This is a genomic window from uncultured Eubacterium sp. (assembly GCF_934561735.1).
Lineage (GTDB): Bacteria > Bacillota > Clostridia > Oscillospirales > Acutalibacteraceae > Eubacterium_R.
The window spans coordinates 17,650-38,295 of the sequence record NZ_CAKTGT010000001.1; the positions used below are offsets into that span (position 1 = coordinate 17,650).

At 40.1% G+C, this 20,646-nt stretch carries 12 protein-coding genes; all 12 read right to left on the reverse strand.

Annotation, left to right across the window (positions count from 1 at the left end):
* Positions 1–54: 54 nt before the first annotated feature.
* The 12 genes from Q0E08_RS00090 to Q0E08_RS00145 all read right to left on the reverse strand — a co-directional run bounded on the left by Q0E08_RS00090 (position 55) and on the right by Q0E08_RS00145 (position 20,450).
* Positions 55–11,034 (reverse strand): pilus assembly protein TadG-related protein, encoded by a 10,980-nt coding sequence (locus tag Q0E08_RS00090; RefSeq protein WP_294774717.1) that lies wholly within the window; start codon positions 11,032–11,034, stop codon positions 55–57.
* A 48-nt stretch (positions 11,035–11,082) separates the two neighbouring features.
* Complete coding sequence (locus tag Q0E08_RS00095) at positions 11,083–11,730, reverse strand: DivIVA domain-containing protein (RefSeq protein WP_294774720.1); 648 nt, start codon at positions 11,728–11,730, stop codon at positions 11,083–11,085.
* A gap of 29 nt (positions 11,731–11,759) precedes the next feature.
* On the reverse strand, positions 11,760–12,104 hold the full coding sequence (locus Q0E08_RS00100; protein ID WP_294774722.1) for a DUF192 domain-containing protein: 345 nt from the start codon (positions 12,102–12,104) through the stop codon (positions 11,760–11,762).
* A gap of 3 nt (positions 12,105–12,107) precedes the next feature.
* A complete protein-coding gene (locus Q0E08_RS00105; RefSeq protein WP_294774725.1) occupies positions 12,108–13,049 on the reverse strand; it encodes a type II secretion system F family protein in 942 nt (313 codons plus the stop codon).
* 10 nt (positions 13,050–13,059) lie between these two features.
* On the reverse strand, positions 13,060–14,031 hold the full coding sequence (locus Q0E08_RS00110; protein WP_294774727.1) for a type II secretion system F family protein: 972 nt from the start codon (positions 14,029–14,031) through the stop codon (positions 13,060–13,062).
* A complete protein-coding gene (locus tag Q0E08_RS00115; protein WP_294774730.1) occupies positions 14,012–15,370 on the reverse strand; it encodes a CpaF family protein in 1,359 nt (452 codons plus the stop codon). Before Q0E08_RS00115 ends, Q0E08_RS00110 begins: the two co-directional genes overlap by 20 nt.
* Positions 15,371–15,394: 24 nt before the next feature.
* Positions 15,395–16,600, reverse strand: coding sequence for an AAA family ATPase (locus Q0E08_RS00120; protein ID WP_294774733.1), 1,206 nt, complete (start codon positions 16,598–16,600; stop codon positions 15,395–15,397).
* A 34-nt stretch (positions 16,601–16,634) separates the two neighbouring features.
* Positions 16,635–17,342, reverse strand: coding sequence for a Flp pilus assembly protein CpaB (cpaB, locus tag Q0E08_RS00125; RefSeq protein ID WP_294774735.1), 708 nt, complete (start codon positions 17,340–17,342; stop codon positions 16,635–16,637).
* Positions 17,343–17,453: 111 nt separating this feature from the next.
* Positions 17,454–18,116: a TadE/TadG family type IV pilus assembly protein gene (locus Q0E08_RS00130; protein WP_294774738.1), complete on the reverse strand. Its 663-nt coding sequence runs from the start codon at positions 18,114–18,116 to the stop codon at positions 17,454–17,456.
* A 112-nt stretch (positions 18,117–18,228) separates the two neighbouring features.
* Positions 18,229–18,402, reverse strand: a complete 174-nt coding sequence (locus Q0E08_RS00135; protein ID WP_294774741.1) for a Flp family type IVb pilin — start codon at positions 18,400–18,402, stop codon at positions 18,229–18,231.
* A 42-nt stretch (positions 18,403–18,444) separates the two neighbouring features.
* Positions 18,445–19,131: a prepilin peptidase gene (locus Q0E08_RS00140; RefSeq protein WP_294774743.1), complete on the reverse strand. Its 687-nt coding sequence runs from the start codon at positions 19,129–19,131 to the stop codon at positions 18,445–18,447.
* 167 nt (positions 19,132–19,298) lie between these two features.
* Positions 19,299–20,450 carry a class I SAM-dependent methyltransferase gene (locus tag Q0E08_RS00145; protein WP_294774745.1) on the reverse strand — a complete coding sequence of 384 codons (1,152 nt, stop codon included), beginning with the start codon at positions 20,448–20,450 and terminating at the stop codon, positions 19,299–19,301.
* Positions 20,451–20,646 lie beyond the last annotated feature (196 nt).

The window sequence follows — 20,646 nt, forward strand, 5'->3', positions numbered from 1 at the left end:
TTTACATAACAAAGCAAAAACGACAACATTACATCATCGTTTTTGCCTATTATTTTAATTTATGTCTTGCTCGGCACCGTTGCCCGTTTGAGAACCTTTGTTGAGAATATCTCGGTCGAAGAACAAGTGTGCTCCGCCGTCGGTTTCATCTTGGGTGTTACCGCTTGTCATAAACTCTTCATCAACATTGTTGACCTGCTTATCATACTCTTCTTTGGAAATCATATAAACATTGCCCGATTCGGCAATTTTGAGATCCATAGTTCTCCAGTTGTTAAATCTGTGGAAATTGATGTAGAAGGTATCAATAGATACGGTATCGCCTATACATGAGCCCCAAATTTCCTGATAATAGCCGTCAAGTTTGATGTTGCCGACCTTTTTATCTGTGGTTGAATTAGGTGACGGTGCATAGAACAACGCCGCAATCTTGCCGTACATGGTTGCATAAGTGATGTTGCCGTTGTACGAAGCAATAGCGTTTGGCAACTGATAAAGGTTTCTGTCATCATAAGTATTGCTTGCATACGGATCCGAAATAGTTACATCACCGTTGCATGCAACAGCATAACACATACTCATATCGGTTGATGTTGCAAGAACTATATCGTTGTTTGCATAAATCGTTACCGGACAGGTTACGCCTTCCTTAACCGTTCTCTTGCTGAGCGATGCACCGCACTTGTCACACTTATAATTTATCGAAGGGTCATAGCTCTTTGTATACATTGTGTAACCGTTAGGATGCTTTGCCTTGTTTGTGCACTTCATGGTTGTGTAAACATCACCTGCCGCCTTAAATCCGGTAAAGCTGCCCGAGAAGATACCGCTCAAATCAAGGCTCGGTCCGTAGAACTTAATATCATGACCGAAATACATAAGCGAATCGTGGCAAAGAATTGCCTGACCAAAGCTGTAACTGTCATATGTACCCATAAGAGATGCGTTTTTATTAAGAGTTAAGTCGCCCATTGTGTAAACAGAACCGTTCTTAAACGACATCTTATCCTTTATATCATATGCCTTTTTCCTGATATAAGCAATAATTTTTCCGAGAACAGTACCGTCACTTTCAAAGGTCTTGTCAACATGCCTGTATGTTTCGCTGTTAAACGCTTCAGGAAGAACCCAAATATCCGAGTTACTTCTTAATGTGAGGTATTTATTTGCAAATACATACTGTCCTACTGCGGTGCTTGAAAATCCGTATTGTCTGATATAACTTGTATACGATGCAAGCTTTTTACCGATATAGAATTCACCACCGTCTGCAGGGTCGGTATAATCTTTTGTTATATCATTTTCAAGAGTTTGTTCCTCTTGGTTAACCTCACACTTGCTGTAATCATACTTACATACTTCACAACTGTCATTCTTAGAAGTACACTTTGTTGTACATGTACATTCCTGAGGTGTTTGGTTGTCAGGATCGGTAGCCTCACAATTATGCCAATCTCCGCCGTCGCTCTTACAAACAGGGCAATCCTCAGTCTTTGAATTTTCCGTACAAGGAGTTGAACAAATACATTCAAGCGGTGCTTTACACTTTGAGTAATCGTCCTTACATATAGGGCAACTTGCGTCAGGGTCATCCTTTGTACATCTGCCCGTACAGGTACATACATTACCGGATGACGGGTCTTCCGCCTTACGGAGAGTATCAACATATTTTTCATCGTACTTGCCGAGTTCAATATAGCTGAGCGCCGTCATATTACCGCTGCAGAAAAGCTTAACTCTGTCACGAATCTTAATGTTGCTGAGAGTTGCTTTGATAGAACCGCACGAATAAATTGTTGACGCTGTTTTTGCCTCAAACGAGGTGCCGCACTTGACATCTCCGCCGCTGTAAAGAATACCGTGCTCACGAACACAAATATAATTCCAAGCGTTAATATTTTCTCTTGCAAAGAGATTTGCATACTGACCCACATCAATATATCTGTGTGTGGAAATCTTACCGCCCGAATATACACTTGAATCGTGCGAAAGCTTAACCATACCGCGAGGAGAATAATCCTTGCCGGTTTTAACCGTTGTGCCCGGATAAATATTTACCTTTCTGTCAAGGTCGAGTTTGCCCTGAACATACAGATAGCAAGCGTTTGCATAATTGTAATCATAGTTAGGATTTTGAACATAGTTTCCGCTCTTGTCCCTGATTGTACGAGGCTCATCGTTTTCATCCATAAATGTTCCCTTTGACGCCCAAGTGTCGCCGTCATTTTTAACATCAATGGCTCTGCCTATTTCAAACGCCGTAATCTTGCCGATAAGGTCCGTCTTATTTACAAAGTCACCGTAAACATAGAACTTTGTCATATCCGAAATCTTTGCTCTGCCGTTTAAGAACACACTGCCGTGAACATAAAATCTGTTGAGCATCGAAATTGTTCTGCCCTCACGAAGAGTTTGCTGAACATCAAATCTGTTGTTTACGATAAATTTAAAGTCATCAGGGTTATATCCGTTGAGCGAAAGTGTAACATTATTCGCAATCGTCTGCAACCATGTAATGAAATTGGTCTTGGTGTTAACCTTGCCTTTATCCTGACCGTCTACAACAAGAGTAACATTCATATGCGGTGTGAAAATACTGTTTGTAAAGAACGAACCGCCTACATAAACACTTGCATTTGAGAAAATGTCAAGATAGTTCCAGGTGGAAACACCGCCCCAGCTACCGGCAATATCGCCGGCTCCGCCTGTGCCGTTGGTACTTGTTGCCATATTTCCGCCGATGTAAAGATATGAGCTTGAATTAAGGTCGTCTTCACTGTTTACCAATTCGGAAATACCGAGTCTTGAGCAACGCCTTGAGATAAAGTCGCCGTCGCACATAAAGAGTGAATTACGCATTGTTACAGTACCGCCGCTTGAATAGCAATCACCTGCAATAACGGTCTTTGAATTAAGCTGTGCCGAAAGAGCAATGTAGTTGATTGCATAAGTATCGCTTGAATAAACATTAAGCGAGCCGTTAACATACATACTGCCGTAGTTTTGAACGGTACCGCCGACATCGTTTGCGTCTGCGTTTTTGCTTGTGCCGACTTGTATTCCGCCTCCGGAATAGAAAACGGCATTTCTGTTTTCAGGGCAATAATTTCCGTTTCGGCTGCCGTTATAAACATAACCGTTTACGATTGAGAACGAGCCCTTGAAATCACCTTTGAGATTAGCGGAACTGAAATAAATAAGTTCAAGATGATGAATATAGTAATCGCTGAATACATCGTAACCGTTAAGTTTACTGTTATCAAGGGTATGGCCCACATCACCTGTGTAGCCGACCTTACCTTTGGCGTAGAAAATACCGCCGTTGATAATACACATACCGTAAGTAGCGTCGCCCTCGCTGGAGAAAACAGGCATTTTGCTCTTGTCGTCCGACGAAGTGTTGAAGCAAAGGTATCCGCCGAGCATTGCCACATCGCTGCCGAAGTTGGCAACCGAACTTTCCTGAGCAAGAAGCGAACCTCTCGGAGCTACTTCGTAACTCCAGCCGCCGTCATAATATGCACGGGTTGCATATACGGCATTTGTATTTTCACCGACTACCCTGAACCACATTGTACTTGTTACGCTGTGACCCTTGATATAAGTAGGCTGCATAATATTGATTTTGCCGTAATTATGAACATAGCCCTCAAATATAATTGTTTCGGTTGAAATTTTGCCGTTTTTATCTACGCCGCCTACAAAGAAGCGTGCGTCCTTTGCATTATCGGAACCGTTAAGGAGAGAAATGCCTTCATAAAGTTTGCTCAAATCTTCTCTGTCGGTAGACCATTTTCTCGAATTTTCGGCTTCGGTTCCGTCCGACTTTTTGTAATTTACAAGCTTGCCCATAATAAAGGTTGTGCCGAAATTGTAAATAGTCGAATCGGCATAAAGTGAGCCGCCGCTTGAAATTGAAGAACCTTTTGTAACATACACACCGTTGCCGGTATTGTTATCCAATCCGTTTGAATAAATATCACCGGATACGCAAAGGGTTGAGCTGTTTTCAAGAATAACGCTTTCGCCTCGGTTTGGAATGAGGTCGCTGCCCTTAGTTCCTGCCTTACTGTAGCTCTTTTGACCAAGGTTACCGGTAACAACAAGGTCGTTATCAATATAAACCTTTTGGTTGCCGTAAGTATTAAAGGAATTCTTATACTTTAATGCACCCGACTTTGTTTTGCCTACAAACAAGTCTGCGTTTTGCCCGCCGAGAGTAACAAAGTCATCAAACGAATTGTTTGCAGCCTTGTCATATCTGTCTGAAAGTTCTTCAAAATTACCGTAAGTAATTGTTGCCAATGCATTTGAACTGTAATACATCTTGCCCATGATATAAAGATTACCGTTGTTTACAATGCTTGCCGAAGCACCGCAAAAGTAAATATTACCGCCTACGCAAAGAGTTGAACCTTCAGGAATTGTAAGCCTACTTGTAATCTTGATATTACCAATAGTAACAATAGTCGAGTTTTTAGCCGCAAAGTTACTGTCATAAATAGGGAATACGCTGCCCGGATCGGACATAATAACCGAATCTTCGCTCTTCGTAAGATTTGCAAGTGTAGTTGAATTTGGATAATAAATCAAGCTGACATTGCTGAGTTGAACACTGCCGATACCCGAATATGTACCTGACGGCAATTTCATAAGATAAACTCTTGAAAAGTCCGAAATAATCGCCTTGAGTATTACCTCACTTCCGAAGCAATAGAAGCCCGATTGATTTTTGAGATAAATCGTTGTTTTCGGTGCATTTACATCGCCATTGATATAAAGTGTAGCCGAATTGTCGATATTAAAGTTAGCATCGGCAGAACATTCATATTTACCGTAAACAAACATATTACCGTAAAGATTTTGAGTGTTATTATCCGGAGTAACTTTTACATCATTGCCAAAGAAAATATTTGCACCCTTTTGTTCACAGTTGATTCTGCCCGTTTCAATCTTTGAAGAGAACAAAGAATCTTTCTTTCCGTAAATGCCGACTCTTGCCTTAACTGCGTTTTCATCAGCATTTGCCTTGATGAACAAGCCGTTGCCGTAAGCGTTTACAGGAAGTGAGCCGTAAATATATACCTCGGCTGAATTTTCAACACAAAGTGCCGAAGCGTCATACGAAACTGAATTTGCAACATCCGCATCGCCGTTGATATAAATCTCTCCTGCGGTGGTTCTGATTGAGCCGTAGCCGTATACATCACCGTTTACATACATATTACCTTCGTTAAAGATAGAAATATTGTCACGGTGATTGATAACTTCAAGTGCTCCGCCGCCGTCCAAAGCAAAGTTTGCGCCCGGCATATTGATGAAGTATCTTATAGTAAAGTTTTTGCTTGATTCAACATAAAGAGTACCGTAGTTTTGAATTCTTTCTGCCGTAATGCCTTTGAGCGAAAGATTTGTTCTGTTTACAAGATAACCGTTAATTGTAAGTTTACCGTTGTACTTAAACGAACAATTTTCAAAAATCTCGATATGATTTGTTGTAATATCGCCCTTGTTTACATAAAGAGCACTGTTTTCACGGCAGGATAACATAGAACCTACCTTAAGGGTTCCGCCGTCAACAAAAATATTTGCATAGTTGTTGATTCTATCCGCCTCAAGAGAATATGATGCCGCATTGCCGACATAAATTATTGAGTTATCTGCACCGCTGTTGCCGTTTGAATTGTTATTAATCGTAGCGGTTACAACAAGACTGCCGTGACTGTAAACCTTGCCTGTATTGGTAAGATTGCCTGCTGTTGATTTGCCGAAGCACTCAAACTTGCCGCTGTTTGTCATATCGCCCGAAACATTGATTTCCTTGTTTGAAACAAAGTCACCGCTGTTGTCAAGAGTTGTGATATTTGATACAGCCGAATTGTTTCCGCCAAATACTTCAATAACACCGTTTGCCTTGTTTACAACAGCCGAAGATGTTCCCGTAGAAAGGAACGAAACGCTGACAACGCCGCTGTTAACAAGTTCTGCAAACTTACCGTCATTATTTGAGCAAATAAAGTTGCTGTTTGTAACGGTACCTTTTGAAGCGATTGTGCCCGCAACGCTGATTTCACCGCTGTTTTCAACTTCATTAAATGTTGCACCGTATGATGTAACCTGAAGCTTGCCGGTGTTTGTAACTTTTCCCGTAAATTCGGCAGTACCGTTGAGTTTAAGATCAGCGGCATTTGTAATTGCTTCAATCTGCGAATTACCGTTAACCTCAACAAAACCGTTGTTGTTTGCACTGCCATTTAATGTAAGATAATTGTCAACCTTAACGGTTGCATCGGCATTGTTTGTAAATGATGTCTTTACAGTCATATTGTTTAGCTGAATATTACCTGTATTTACAACATTGTCCGCCTTAAAATTACCCTTACAAATAACAACACTTTCTTTTTCATTGGTAACGCTGTTCAAATTGCCGTCTATACTTATATAAGTTGTCGAACCGCGTGATTTTGCCGTGTTGTACTTATTGTTAATTGTAACACTGTCTGCCGAGCCGTAAACCTGAAGAATATTGTAATTGTTAACAGCTCCCGTGCCTGAAAGTGTACCTGTTGTACCCGGATTTGACTCCTTAGGAGCAAGACCGAGCAAGACTGTACCGTAGTTATCAAATGTGCCGTTTACGGTCAATTTTTTTGTTACAAGCAATTCACTTTTGTTTGTAATATCTTTGGCTGTACAGTTTTTCTCAATCAAAAGGCGTTTGGATTCATTAACAACAATTTTGTTTGCCGAAGCAATTTCCTCAATCTTTACATTTGAATTGATTGTTAAGGTATCCTTGATATTAAGCAATCCGATATAAGTTGACGAGCCGTCATTGATTGTAAGATTGTTAGCGGTAATACTGCTGTCCTTAGGAATGCAGAAGCCGCCGCCCTTTTCAACCGTAAGATTGTTAATGCTGAGTCCCGGAGCAGAAAGGAAGCTGCCGTCATAAAGAGTATAGTTGCCGTTGCCGCTTTGCAAGCCTGTAACCGTACCTGTTGCACCGAGGGCAAATACTCTGTTGGTTGAACTTCTGTTAAAATTAATTTGACCGCAGTTTGAAATTGACTCATTCTTTGTATTTTTACCGAGAAGGAGCTTTGTGCCAGGATTAAATGTAATTTGCTTTGAATCCTGAACATAAATTTCATCCGATACAAAAACATGAGCGTTTTCATTAAATTCGGTTGTTCTGACATCCATTTTTTTACAAATTACATTGCCGAATTTTGAAGTGTACTCCTTGTTTTTATCATACTGACTCTTAATCATATCGGTAACAATAAGCGAACCGGAGGCACAATCGTACCTCATTGCGCTTATTCTGTGATACTTGTCACCGTGAGTAACAAGTACGGAACCTGTATCCATAGTTAATGTGCATACACCGCCGACATTAACAACGCCTTGTTCGGCATCATTTTCCCACTCGGAAGGCATATTGGCAATAACATACGCATTTTTACCGATATTGATATTACCGTCTTTTGTTGAGAGATCTCTGCCAAGGTAAACCTTTGAATTATCCGCTATATTGATATTTCCGCTGCCTTTACGACAATAAAGTGCACCTGTACTGTACAAGTCACCGCCTAAACTTATAGGACCTGAGCCGTCATGTTTATAAAAATCTCCCTTGCAATAAATCTGTGTGTTGGATTTAGATTCAAACTCGCTGAAGAAAATATGAGATTTGCTAACAACAACAGAATTCTTATCAACCGACATTCTTCCGTCTTCAACTTCGATATCGCCGCCTACAATGAGTGTTGAGTTTTCACCGATTGTAAGCCACTTATCGCTCCAAACATGAAGATTTCCCTCACAAATAACCGTTGTGTTATTACCGATGTTAAGGTCGCCTCTGTTTATGTCGATATTTCCCGATACATACAGATAAGTAGGCTTATCGTTTTCGTTATTGCCTATTCTTGACCTTGCCGAACCTTTGCTGTCATTTACATACAGATTTCCGTTTATTACTACAGAATAGCCCGACTTCAAAGTTGCACCGTAGAATTTTGCGGTAGGTCGCCAAGGATTTTCGATATTACCGTTGTAAATGGTTTTATCCTTAAAATACCATTCCCAGTTATCGCCCTCAGAATAATCCGAGCCTATTCTATTGATACCGCCTGATGTGTTCCAACCGTTTGCAGTTGATGCCGATTTTTTAAGCGAATTATAAAGTTCGTTATACTTTGCGTCAACCTTTTGACCGATTTCGTCCGCCGTTACTTCAAAATCCTCACGGGTTTCTTCCAAAATGCCCTTAACATCTTCTCCGTCAACCGTGGTTTCTCCCGAAACTTTCTTTTTTACAACTCCGTCCTGACCCGGAAGCAAATCTTCATACGAATACTTTTCGCTGACCTTTGTGCCGTCAGCCTTGGTGTAATCTTTTGTAATACCTGCGGTATTCTTTGCTTCAACCGTTTCGCTGTTTTTAATGTCATAGCCGAGGTCGGCAAGAGTTGCGTCAATCAGAGTTTTATAACGCGGCTCCACAGGGTCGAGTCTTAAATCGGCAGGAACCGACAATTCTTGATTGCTGAGTTCCTTTGAAGCTTCTTTAACACTCTTTATTTTGCCGTTCAGATATTCTTTTTTTGTTCCTTTGCTCATAAGGAACACATCGTTTTCTGCCGGTGCGGAATCCGAAAACTCACTTTGGTCCGAAAGCATAAGTGTATTTTCAATGTAATGCTTTTTCTTTTCTACTGCGTCATCGCCGTAGTGGTTTTCGTAATCGTGAACAGTGGCATCGTCATGATCCGAATCAACAAGAACATCGGATTTGTTAAACTTTTCAACAGCGTTTTTGCCGTATTTTGACGAATTCTTTGCAGAATAATCCTTTATTACATTTTCAGCACTGTTGAGTTCACCGTCTGAATCAAACACATTTATGCCGTTATATGTGGTGTGCTCGCTGCTTTTTGCACTGTATTTTTTGAATGTATAAGGCGATTTGCCGTTATCGTTATTTGCGATAAGTTTGCTCTTGTCATTGGTTGTGGAAGAAAGTCTGTACTTCAAAATAGGTGAAGTTTTTACATCCGTAAGGGTTGAAGTTGACATATAAGAATTGTCAACATATGTATCGGCTTTGCCCTCATCAACCTTCAAATAATCGTTTGTGGCGTCTGCCGCACCTTTTTTAAATGTACCGTCAAGATTTTCAACCGTAGCCAAGCTGTCTTTTGACTTGATGGTTTTTTCAAGTTTTGTTTGAGTCTTTTTAACAGCGTCTTTTACCGAAGTTGCGTCTGAAGTTTCAAGGTCGGTGCTGTCGCTGCTCTTTGAAGTTGTTGCATTCTTTACCGAACGGTTAATCGCTCTGATAAAGTACGGCTTCATATTAGGAACTTCAATATGATTTGAATATTGCTGAAAACTTTTTGCAAGTGCAAATCTGTAGCCGGCTTCTGCCTGAGGTGTCAAACCGCTTTTGCTTGTCATATCCATAATACTTCTGTTTGTATTTTCGGAATCAACAATAGAAAGCTCGGCAGTTGAGTCGCTGTCAGGCTTTGTGAATGTAATAACGCTGCTTTCTTTATCTATTGTTGTGCCGTCATAAAGAAGCAGGCTTTCAGGTGTTGCCGTGGTGTCAATACCGTTTGCTGTAACGGGTTGCAAGAAGTTTGTAAGCGTTTTGCCGCCCTGAACCTCGGTCATTACCTGATTTGCCATTGCGTTTGTAGCCGCATAAACAATGGATTTTTGATTTACAAGCTTGTATTTGTTTGGCGAAACATATTCAAGATTGTTTGCCTGATTAAGCACAGCCGACTTTTGAGGAGCTGTGAGAGTAATGCTCTTTTCAAAATATTTTTCTGCAGTTTGAGTATAAGCATTTCTGAGTGATTCCGTGCTTGTAATCATATCAAAGTTAAGCTTATTGATGATATAAAGTGCAACCTGAGTTTGCTCAACATACTGATAATTTCTTACAAACACTCTTGTATTTATATCGTTTTCGGAACCTATAAGCGAACCGATAAGACTGCCATTTGCAATTTTTCCGGCAGAAAAGTCAATTTTGTTTACAGCGGTAAATATTACCTGATTATAGTCATCATCCGTTTGTTCGTCACCGTCACATTTTCTGTAATCACCCTGACAAACGGTGCAATATTGGTTTACGGAATCTTTTTTACACAAAATCTGGCATATACATTCGTCGTCTTTGCCGTCAAAATCTCTGTCCTTGGAACGGCTTGCCTGAAGATTGTTTACACCGATGCTGATATCGGAATTTGAGTGAACATCACCGTTAATTACAGCGTGCGACAAACTTGCATTTACAAGAGTGTTATAGTTTGGCGTACCGCCGAAAATGCCGATAAGAGGCTGAATCAATTTTTCGTTGAGTCCGTTAATTATATTAACAAAAACATTAGCCGCCGCCTGAGCGTTGTTTGTTCTGCCGTTGATGCCTACCGTCATCTTATCGTAATCATTGGCTTGATTTGTTGAATTACCGAAAATTGTATACTTGAGTGCTTCCGGCATTTCATTGTACTGCATATCGCACTTGGCATAGCCGCTTTTAGCAATCTGCTTATTGTCAAGACCCGAAAAAGCCGCCCAATATCCCTTACAATTAATGGCAACCGTAACTTTAAGATAACCCGCCGTGATGTATTTATCTTCATCATCCGTGCCGTCGGTTTCCTCTGTTTTGAGTCCTTTTTTATCAATAATTACAATAGCGTCGTTATCACCGTAAGTGATTTTGGTTCTTAATTTACCCGGAGTGATTGTGCCGCTGCCCTTTTCCGTAATATCAACGCCGTTGTCTTTCATATATTTTTCAACAGTTGCTTTAACGGTGGAATCCTCCGCCATAAGATTGTGCGCAACAGCAACAGTCGTAGAATCAACTGCATTCTGCAACCTTGCCGATTGAAAATATATTAAGCCGAAATCAACGATAAATGCTACAATAGTCAATATTACAATAGTTGCAAATATGGCTATAAGAGCAATATCACCTTTTTCTTTTCTTTTCAGTATTTTTTTCAAGGCAATCACTCCCCTTGCTAAAATATATAATACTTACAAACCGATTAATTACTGGATATCTTCCGCTTTTGAATGAGCAAGCGACAATTCCGTTTGAAGCCTGAAAATCAGGTCCTCACATTTGTCAATTGCTTCTTCATATATTCTTGAAACCTGAATAAAGCGTTCGTCGGTAACATTTGTGTAGTTACCTTCCGCACTTGTTCTGAGATTATTGATTTCCGAACGGTTTTTGTCAATTTTCTTTGTAAGATGAGCAACATCACGCTTCAATCCCTCGTTTTCCTTTACGAGTTTGCGATTTTCTTCGCCCATCAATCTGTGCTTACTTACAAGAGAGTCATATTTTTCCTGAAGTTCTTTTAATTGAGAATTGTCAACAACCTTTACCTCACGCGGAGCCTCGTTGATTTTTTTCATCAATCTTTCTTTTTCTTCAACAGCATATTCGTTTTTTTCGGTAAGGCTTTTAACTTTTTCTTTAAGCTCTTTAACCTCATATTCAAGCATTGAATTTGCGTTTCTGAGGTCTTTTACCTGACTGTCAAAAACTTCGGATGCGTTTTTTTGCACATTGATAAGATTTGAAATATATTCGTCAACCTGTGCCGTGTCATATCCTCTTAAAGATTTGTCAAATTCAACCTTGTTTTTTCCCAAAATTTGATTTCTGTCTACAATTTCATTATTACTCATTTTATATAACTCTCCAAAAAGTTTATTTTTTATTTAAAAGCCAAAACATCCCCGACGGTTATACCGAGTTTTTCGGCTGTGCCCGCATTGAGTTCAAGAATTTTTTTAGAATTTTTCACTCTTTTTCTCACCTTATGCGGAGGAACGGCGGGGTCGATAAACAAAACCCTGTTGTCCTTATCAAGTGCAACGGTGTCTATGGCAAAACGCATACCAAAAGTATGAATTTCATCACACGGGGTAAGCAGAAGCCCATGATTTTCAGCCATACTTTTGCGATACATAAGTCCCATAAACCTGCGTACAAAATGATTTGCGTTTTCAACTTCTTCAACAAGAAGTTCATCGCCTTTATATGCTTTTAACATTTTCATTGATTAACCCAATCCGCCCTTGAAGTTATCCATAACCTGAATAATTACAGGGCCCATAATAATACAAATAATAGCAGGCAAAATCAAAAGTACCGTAGGAATTGTCATCTTTGTAGGAACCTTTGCCGCTTTTTCTCTGATTTCCTCTCTCTTTGCAACACGGAGTTGTTCAGACTGAGCCGAAAGTACATTTGTAATCGGAATACCAAGTGTGTTTGCCTGAATAACGGCAGACACAAAAGTTTTAAGCTCGTCAACATCGGTTGAATCCGAAAGACCTTTAAGTGCATCGTTTCTGCTCTTACCGAGTTGAATTTGCTTAAACACGGTTACAAGCTCATCAATAAGCGGACCTTCCATACGCTCGGACACTTTAAGAAGCGAAGCGTCGAAGCTGAGTCCGGCTTCCATACAAACGCTGAGAAGGTCAAGTGTATCCGGAAGCTGTGACCTGATAGCCTGCTGATGACTTTTTATTTTTGAATTAAGAACGAATGTAGGTGCAAGCACCGACAACATACTTCCGACTATAATAATCAACCAAAAGTAATTTGTTACATTCATAAGCAAAATGCCTATGCCGGCAAACACGATTATGCCCACAATGGCAACAGCGGTTTTAAGATATGTAAAGCTGCCTGTCGACATATGTATACCTGCTTTTCTGAGTTGAAGGGCAAGTTTTTCGGTTTCCTGCCTTTTACGGGCAGACTTTGTTTGCTTGTTACCTTGACTGTCAAGATTTGACAACTTTGTAACAAACGGCTTAATGTTTCGGTCATAAAATGACGATTCAATATTTTTATATTCGGCAGTAACAACTTCCTTGCCGATTGATTTCATTCTTTTAAGATTGTTATCCTCTTCCTTGCCTTTTTTACCAAAGACGGCAATGCACAAAATCAAAACAAGCAAAGAATACGCAATTACCAAAAAAGCAACCATATGTTTTCTCCTACATCTTAATGTTGATAATCTTCTTAACCGCTACGAAGCAAAGGAATTCAAGTCCTGCTGCAATGCCTAAAAATACATGGCCTAAATTTGTTGTAAAAAGCGGCATAATAAATTCTCTGTTAATCAAGAAAAACAACAGACAAAGAATAACAGGCATTGAACCAACCATAATAGCGGTTGACCTACCGGACGAGGTGGAAGCCTTAAGTTCTTGCTTCAACTTCATTTTTTCCTTAATGGAATTTGCGATGCCTTCCAAAATAGATGACAAATTACCGCCGGTTTGCCTTTGAATAAGAACGGATGATACCATAAGCGGCAAATACTGACTGTTAATTCTTTTGTTAAGTCGTTCAAGTGCCTCATCCATAGGCATACCCATTGACATTTCTTCCAATACTATGCTGAATTCCGAAGCAATAGGGTCCGGCATATCTTTGGAAATAGCTTCCATAGCCTGAGTAAAGCTAAGGCCGGCACGAAGAGAACTGCACGAAAGCATAAGTGCATCCGAAAGCTGAACATCAAACTTTTTTACTCTTTGCTTTTGCTTAATTTTTATAACCATATAAGGAATTATTGAACCGACAACAGCAGCTGCGGCGGCTACCACTCCGAGTGAATCGGAAATAAGAAGAATAAACAATGCAGGCAAAACCGCAACTATTACCCAAATGAGCAAAAACTCCTCAGGACGCATTTTTATATCCGCACTTTGAAGCTGACTGTAAAGAGCCGAGGCGAATTTTACAAAAAATCCGTTTTGATTTTCTCTCTTTTTACGGGTTTTCTTTTTATTCTTAACAAGAGAAACTTCTGAATATCCCTCCTGTTTTTTGAGTTCTTCCATTCTTTTGTCTGCGGCAATTTTTGAAGAGCCGAGAGCATAAGACAAAATAAACGCAAGAATAAATGCAAGCAGGGCAAATGCCGCCGTTATTATGATTACGCTAATCGTTGAACCAGTCATTGTTTACCACTACTCCGTTTTCTCTGATTTTTTCAACACATTTAGGAATGATACCGGTAGGCTTGAACACACCCTTAAACTTACCGTTTGAGTCGTATTCACCCTCGGTTTCATAAGTGAATATATCCTGCATTCTTACAACATCGCCCTCCATACCGACAATTTCGGAAACAGAGGTTACTTTTCTTGAACCGTCACGCAAACGAGCCTGCTGAACAATAAGATTGATAGCAGATGAAACCTGATCTCTGATAGCCTTTGACGGCAATTCCGAACCGGACATCATAACCATTGTTTCAATACGGGAAATTGAGTCTCTCGGCGAGTTGGCGTGGATTGTTGTAAGTGAGCCGTCGTGACCTGTGTTCATTGCCTGAAGCATATCCAATGTTTCTTCGCTACGAACCTCACCTACGATGATACGGTCGGGTCTCATACGAAGGGAGTTAACTACCAAGTCACGGATACTGATTCTACCCTTGCCCTCCATGTTAGCCGGGCGGGCTTCAAGAGTGAGTACATGCTCCTGGTGAAGCTGAACTTCGGCAGAGTCTTCGATTGTAATAATTCTTTCATCCGCAGGAATGTAAGACGAAAGTACATTAAGAAGTGTTGTTTTACCTGAACCTGTACCGCCGGATACGATAATATTAAGCTTGCCTTTTACGGCAGCCTCCAAAAATTCAAGCATTTTAGGCGATACAGAACCCCATTTTACAAGGTTATCGGCGGTAATGGGAGTTTTACCGAACTTACGAATTGTAAGAATAGGACCGATAAGTGAAAGAGGCGGGATAATTACATTTACACGGGAACCGTCAAGCAAACGGGCGTCACACATCGGGCTTGATTCGTCAACATGTCTGCCTACCTTTGATACGATTCTGTCAACAATCTGCATAAGGTGGTCGTTATCCTTAAACTGAATGTCGGTGAGAACAAGCTTACCTTTTGATTCAACATAAACATGGTCATAACCGTTTACCATAATTTCGGAATATTTGTCGCTGTCGATAAGCGGCTGAATAGGACCGAAACCCATAATGTCATCAAACAGTTCTTTTTTAACCATTTCTCTGTCAACTCTCGGAATGTTAAAATCCGGTCGTTCAACATATTCGTCAATGAGTTTTTTCATTCCCTCATCGGACACATCGGCGTTGTCTGCACCGAGCTGTTGCTCGATAATCATTGCGTGAATACGCTGTTTTACATCCGAATATCTGTCATCAAGAGCAGGTCTGATTCTGTCCGACGACTCATGCGTGCCGCCTATTGACGGTGTTTGAGGTGTATTTTCCTCGGGTGTGCTTGTTCCGTATCTGTCAAGTAATCCCATTTATGTATCTTCTTTCATTAAAAATTATTTAGCAAAAAGTCCTTTTTTCTTTTCCTTACCTTTTGCTTTTGTAAGTCCCTCTTTGCCCTCTCTTTCAAGGATTACCTTTTCGGTAAAAGCATTGAGTTCCTTTGAAAATGCGGCTCTCGGCTTGTACGAAACAGCCGGCTGACCGCTGTTAAGAGAATCGTTGATTGTTTTTAGGTCGCTTGAGAATATTGCATAAGCGTCCATATTCAAAATGTTTTCATAATCGCTGATTTTAACATTGTTTTTCTTGGTATTTTTATTGATAATAAGCTTTATTTTGTCGCTTTGGTTAATTTGATACAAAACATTTTGGCAAAGTTTTGCACGCTTAAGTGACAAAATGTTGACATCGTTTACCATAAAGATTGTGTCGCTTGATTCAAGTGCCGTAATAACCGGGTCGGTAAGATTACAGCCGCAATCAAGAATGATGTATTCATAATAATTTCTTGCAACATCAATAATAGCCTTTACATGGCCTGACTGAACATATTCGGCAAGCTCCGGAGATGAAGGAGAAGCAAGCACCGAAAGACCCGAAGCGTGTGTAACCGTGCAGTTTGTAAGGTTGTCAATAGAAATACCGAGCGTATCTCTTACAACATCAACGATGGTTTCGGTTGGATTAAGGTCAAGAGCCATATCCGAATCGCCAAACTGCAAATCAAGGTCAACAAGGAGTGTTTTTTTGCCACGGCTTGCAAGATTTACGGCAAGGTTTGTAGAAATTGTTGTTTTGCCTACGCCGCCTTTACCGCTGAAAAACGAGTAAACATGCGACCTTGTTTTACGCTCAACATTAATTTTTTTACTAAGCTTTCGCTCACTGTTGATAACGCCCTCAAGATTGCGTGTAAGTTCGTCAGTCGAGATTTCCATATTCATAACCTGACGAACACCGTAACGGGCAGCACTGTTTACAAGGTCAACCGTTACTTCATCGGTCATTACAACAGGCGAACAACCGTTTGAAGCAAGTTCCATATCTTCAATGAAACCAAAGAAGTCATCATCAATATCCGCACTTTCTGCGGCAAAAATTACAACATCGGGCGAATAACCCAAAATTCTTGTTTTTGCTTCGGCATTAAAATCACTGTAGCCGATAATATCAATCTTTTCGGGATCGATTTTATTTTTGATGTTTACTTTAAATTCTGTTTGCTCGGCGCAAACAACAATGTTTATTAAATCAGCCATATGTATTCTCCGTTATATAAAATTCTGTTTTGATTTATTCGGCTTTGTCGGCAGCCTTTGTTGTTGAAGGCATATTGCTTCTGTGCTTCAAAACAAGCTTAAATGTACTTTCGTTTTCAATTTTATAAAGCTTCAAAGCCTGCTTTTCGGTTACCGATACGGTAAGGGTATTGTAATCGGTAACTGCCTTGCCCGATTCCGAAGCGGTTTTGCTTGCGGTAGCGGTTGATACTCTCAAAATTTCAAGGTCTTTATAAGCTATTTTTGAAGTTTTCTTTTGGGAATCATAAACCAAAACATCTACGGTGTCGCCCTCGCTGATGTAACCGTCGGCACCTGTTACGCTTCCGGCGGTAAACGAATAAGCAACCTTACCCTTTGGAAGTTTAATTGAAAGTGCAACATCCGAACCGTCTATTGATTCAAGACGCTTTGTATTAATCGGCTCATTTGCGTAAAGCGGGTCAACCGTTACTTGATTAATAAGCTGTTCCTTATCTGTTGCAACATCGCCTGTTACATCGTCGGCAACAACGGTTTTTGTTTCAAACACGCCTGCATCTTCGGCAAACATTTCCTCTGTAATGGTCGAATTTTTAGGCATATCCGCAACAGGAACGATAACCGCAACCGTGTCGGCATCCTTGATGGTTGTTTTTTTATCGATTTCGGTTGCAAAGAAATATGTGGCAAATCCTGCGATTAATGCAAAAATAACTGCAATCAAATAAACTTTTTTCATTTTGTTCTCCTTTTAGATAAAGCTTTGACTTGACAAAACTTTTTAATTATTTTTTAGAGAGCATATAGCTCTCATTGTTTAAATAAATACTAAGCGCTGAAATTTCCGTTATCATCCGTTATCTTGGTCGGCAAAGCTGTTTGCCTCAACCTTGTAAACGGACTTGCACTTGAGCGTACGGGTCATACGGCTTTGTCCCGGTTCTACATCCCAGTTTACAAGCGGAGTGATGGCATGGTGCGTACCTGTTACGATAACCACAACATCGCCGTTTGAGCGGTTTGTCACCTTGTACTCATATGCGCTCGGCGAGGTGAGATATTCCTTGTCGTATGTATAAGCAATAGAAACAGACACATCGCTGACATTTACCGGAATTGTGTTTTTTACCTGCATAAGCACTCTTTTTTCCTGCTCGGACAGTACGCTTTCACCATCCGGAACTTCGGAAGAAGCCTCGTCTTTAAGTTGATCTTCATAATCATCAAGATTATAAGTTTTTTTATAAGCGGTTACCATACCGGCAGGGCTGTATTCAACATCCGGGCGTTTGTTGCCCTTGTCATAAGCAACATCGGTGTATTCAACGCAAGCCACACGGGCGGCATTTCGTGCGGAATTTTCCACACCCAACTGGGTATAAAAAAGCCAGCCATAATCCAAGATCATAGCCAAAAGCAACATAAATATCGGGAGGACAAGTACAAATTCAAGCATTGACTGACCGTCCTCGGCTTTTCCTTTTTGCCTTATTCGACGATAAAACTTTTTCAAGAGATTTCACCTCTTAATATTCACTTACATAAATTTAACATTATGCCCAATTATGAATAGTGGGGCAGGAAATCCTGCCCCAGATTCATTTTAAATTTTTACGAGACTAATATTAGTCAACATCACCAACGATGCCGTTAATTTTTTCGTTAGTCTTGTTGCCGATTTCCTTAGATCTGCTCTTAACTACCAAGAGAACACCGATAAGTACAAGTGCTACAAGAGCAATGATAAGTACATATTCAAGCATGCCCTGACCGTTTTCGTCTTTGATAAACTTCATCATAATAATTTACTCCTTTATATAATTTTTATTTATGATTTTTATTCAAATCTCTATTTGCCCAACGATTTTTTCCAAAAACGGGAAGCAAAGAGAAATTACCGAAGCCAACGAGATCAGCGGACCGAGTGGAATCAATGTTTTGATACCGCCCTTTTTGGTTACCTTCAAATATATGAGGCAAACCACAGCCAGCAATCCCACAATTACCATTGACTGGAGGAACAACTGAAAATATATACACAAGCCAAGGCAAGCGCAATATTTTGTGTCCCCGGCGCCAACCGGTACTTTGAGCAAGGTGGTGAACGCACAGGAAGCAAATCCTATGAAAAAACCGAACCCTGCGGTAAGCAATATACTCACATCGTTTGTTATACTGTAATATGTAAGGTACACTGCTTGAATTATTATCATTAACAGCAAGAGCGGATTTGGAATTTTCCTAACCAGTGAATCCACAACTGCTATTGATGCTATCGGAATGAGGAGCAACTCGTTTCTGATTGCGAGTGCCGTATCCGTTGCGGTCAGCATAATTGCCACGGAAGCAATTATTCCGACAACAATCGACATCACCTTAAATATCGGTGTGTCTATCGGTGCTGCCTTTACCGGGTCCTCCGTTCTTTTGAGCGTCAATTTTTTTGAAGCAAAAATTGTAACAACTCCGAGAATGATTCCCCAAGCAACTCCGATCAATATCTTAATCCAAATTGAACTTGTAAACATCTAATCTCCTGCGGAACCTCTTGTGTTCCTTTAACATAAGAATAATACTTTTCTCACACTTTTTCAATAAAAAATTCACAGATTTTTCATTTTTGTAGGAATGAGTAATTTGAAAAAGTGATTTTGTGCAATTTGCACAAAGAATTTAATTTTTGTTTAATTTTTAGTTAAGATTTTACGCTGTAAACTTTAATTTCGAACTCATCTTTATTATACAATGCAAGCTTTCTGTCAAAGTCCTCATCTGCTTTTATCTTCTTTTTTTCGTTGCAATATTTGAGTTTTCTGTAATCAAGGTCAGCTTCGTAAAACATATACTTACCGCCTTTTGATACGGCTTTTGCAAATTGATGAATGAGTTTTTCGCCTTTATACACATCCGTAAACTCTATTTCGTCCGAGTCAAAATAGAGAGCAAACTCGGCATCGGCACCCGATACACCGGCTCCGCTTTTAAATGTTTTCTCCATAACATAATTATATGCTTCAATAGGCGAAGCGTTGCAATTTTTTTGTGCAAAAGTAACAGAATAATCTTTTGCGGAAGAAATATCCTGTGCCACCATTCGTGCACATTGCTCAACGAGAGGACAAATGCCGTTTTGTGCAAGAGCCTGCATCCATCCGAGCCAACCGTACATAGCCGTGTAACGCTCTACGCTGATTACGGTTCCGCCGTCTTTAAGATTATTGCCGATGGCAGTTGCAAGAGGCAGGAAGGCTTGCTGATACGCACCCTCTCTTGCACCCCTTTCGCCGATAACGCTGACACCGCTTGTTTGACGCTGAGCAATATCGAGAAGTCCCCTGAATGAAATGGCAACATCTGCCTTTTCATCAAGATTAAAATCATAAATGTCCGCAGTTACAAATTCGGTATTTGCAAGTCCGAGTCTTTCGGCAAGTTCCTTTGCGTTGTTAACAGCCGCCTCATTTTTGTCTACGCCGACAACTTTACACTCCGGATATTGCTGTGCGATAAAGCAGCTTACAAGTCCGCAATCGCAGCCTATATCAAGAACCGTGCCGTGAAAATACTCTTTGCCGTCAATAATCATATTGCCGAGATGTCTGAAAAGTCCGCTGTCAAATGCGGCAGAAACACAAAGTGAGCCGTCAAGAGTTCTGTTTTTCAATTTGTAAAAATATTCATTGTCCGAATTTTGACCCTGTGCTCTTGAATTGAGAGTGTCGGCAAGTTCTTTAACATATCCCTTGTCGGTTTTGAGCATAAGATTTGCCAAAAATTCATTTGTGCCCTTGTAATACTTCAAATCAAGTGCTTTCATATAATTATCTACTTGTTCGTAAGTTTGCATAACATAACCTCTTATTATAAATATGTATATATATTACCAATAATGATACAACCGTGTCAAGTTTTGGGCTGTTGTCAATTACGACAAAATTCACACGAAAAATTTGTACAAATGCTTGTTTTGGTATATTATATATGATATATTAGATATAATCGAATACAAATTTTAAGATGCTGATTTAAAAAGGGGTTAAATA

Bases quoted from the DNA above. Each gene is read 5' to 3' on its own strand.
- Q0E08_RS00105 (WP_294774725.1), bottom strand. From the start codon at position 13,049: ATGGTTGCTTTTTTGGTAATTGCGTATTCTTTGCTTGTTTTGATTTTG.
- Q0E08_RS00115 (WP_294774730.1), bottom strand. From the start codon at position 15,370: ATGGGATTACTTGACAGATACGGAACAAGCACACCCGAGGAAAATACA.
- Q0E08_RS00145 (WP_294774745.1), bottom strand. From the start codon at position 20,450: ATGCAAACTTACGAACAAGTAGATAATTATATGAAAGCACTTGATTTG.
- Q0E08_RS00095 (WP_294774720.1), bottom strand. From the start codon at position 11,730: ATGAGTAATAATGAAATTGTAGACAGAAATCAAATTTTGGGAAAAAAC.
- Q0E08_RS00110 (WP_294774727.1), bottom strand. From the start codon at position 14,031: ATGACTGGTTCAACGATTAGCGTAATCATAATAACGGCGGCATTTGCC.
- Q0E08_RS00135 (WP_294774741.1), bottom strand. From the start codon at position 18,402: ATGATGAAGTTTATCAAAGACGAAAACGGTCAGGGCATGCTTGAATAT.
- Q0E08_RS00100 (WP_294774722.1), bottom strand. From the start codon at position 12,104: ATGAAAATGTTAAAAGCATATAAAGGCGATGAACTTCTTGTTGAAGAA.
- cpaB (WP_294774735.1), bottom strand. From the start codon at position 17,342: ATGAAAAAAGTTTATTTGATTGCAGTTATTTTTGCATTAATCGCAGGA.
- Q0E08_RS00140 (WP_294774743.1), bottom strand. From the start codon at position 19,131: ATGTTTACAAGTTCAATTTGGATTAAGATATTGATCGGAGTTGCTTGG.
- Q0E08_RS00120 (WP_294774733.1), bottom strand. From the start codon at position 16,600: ATGGCTGATTTAATAAACATTGTTGTTTGCGCCGAGCAAACAGAATTT.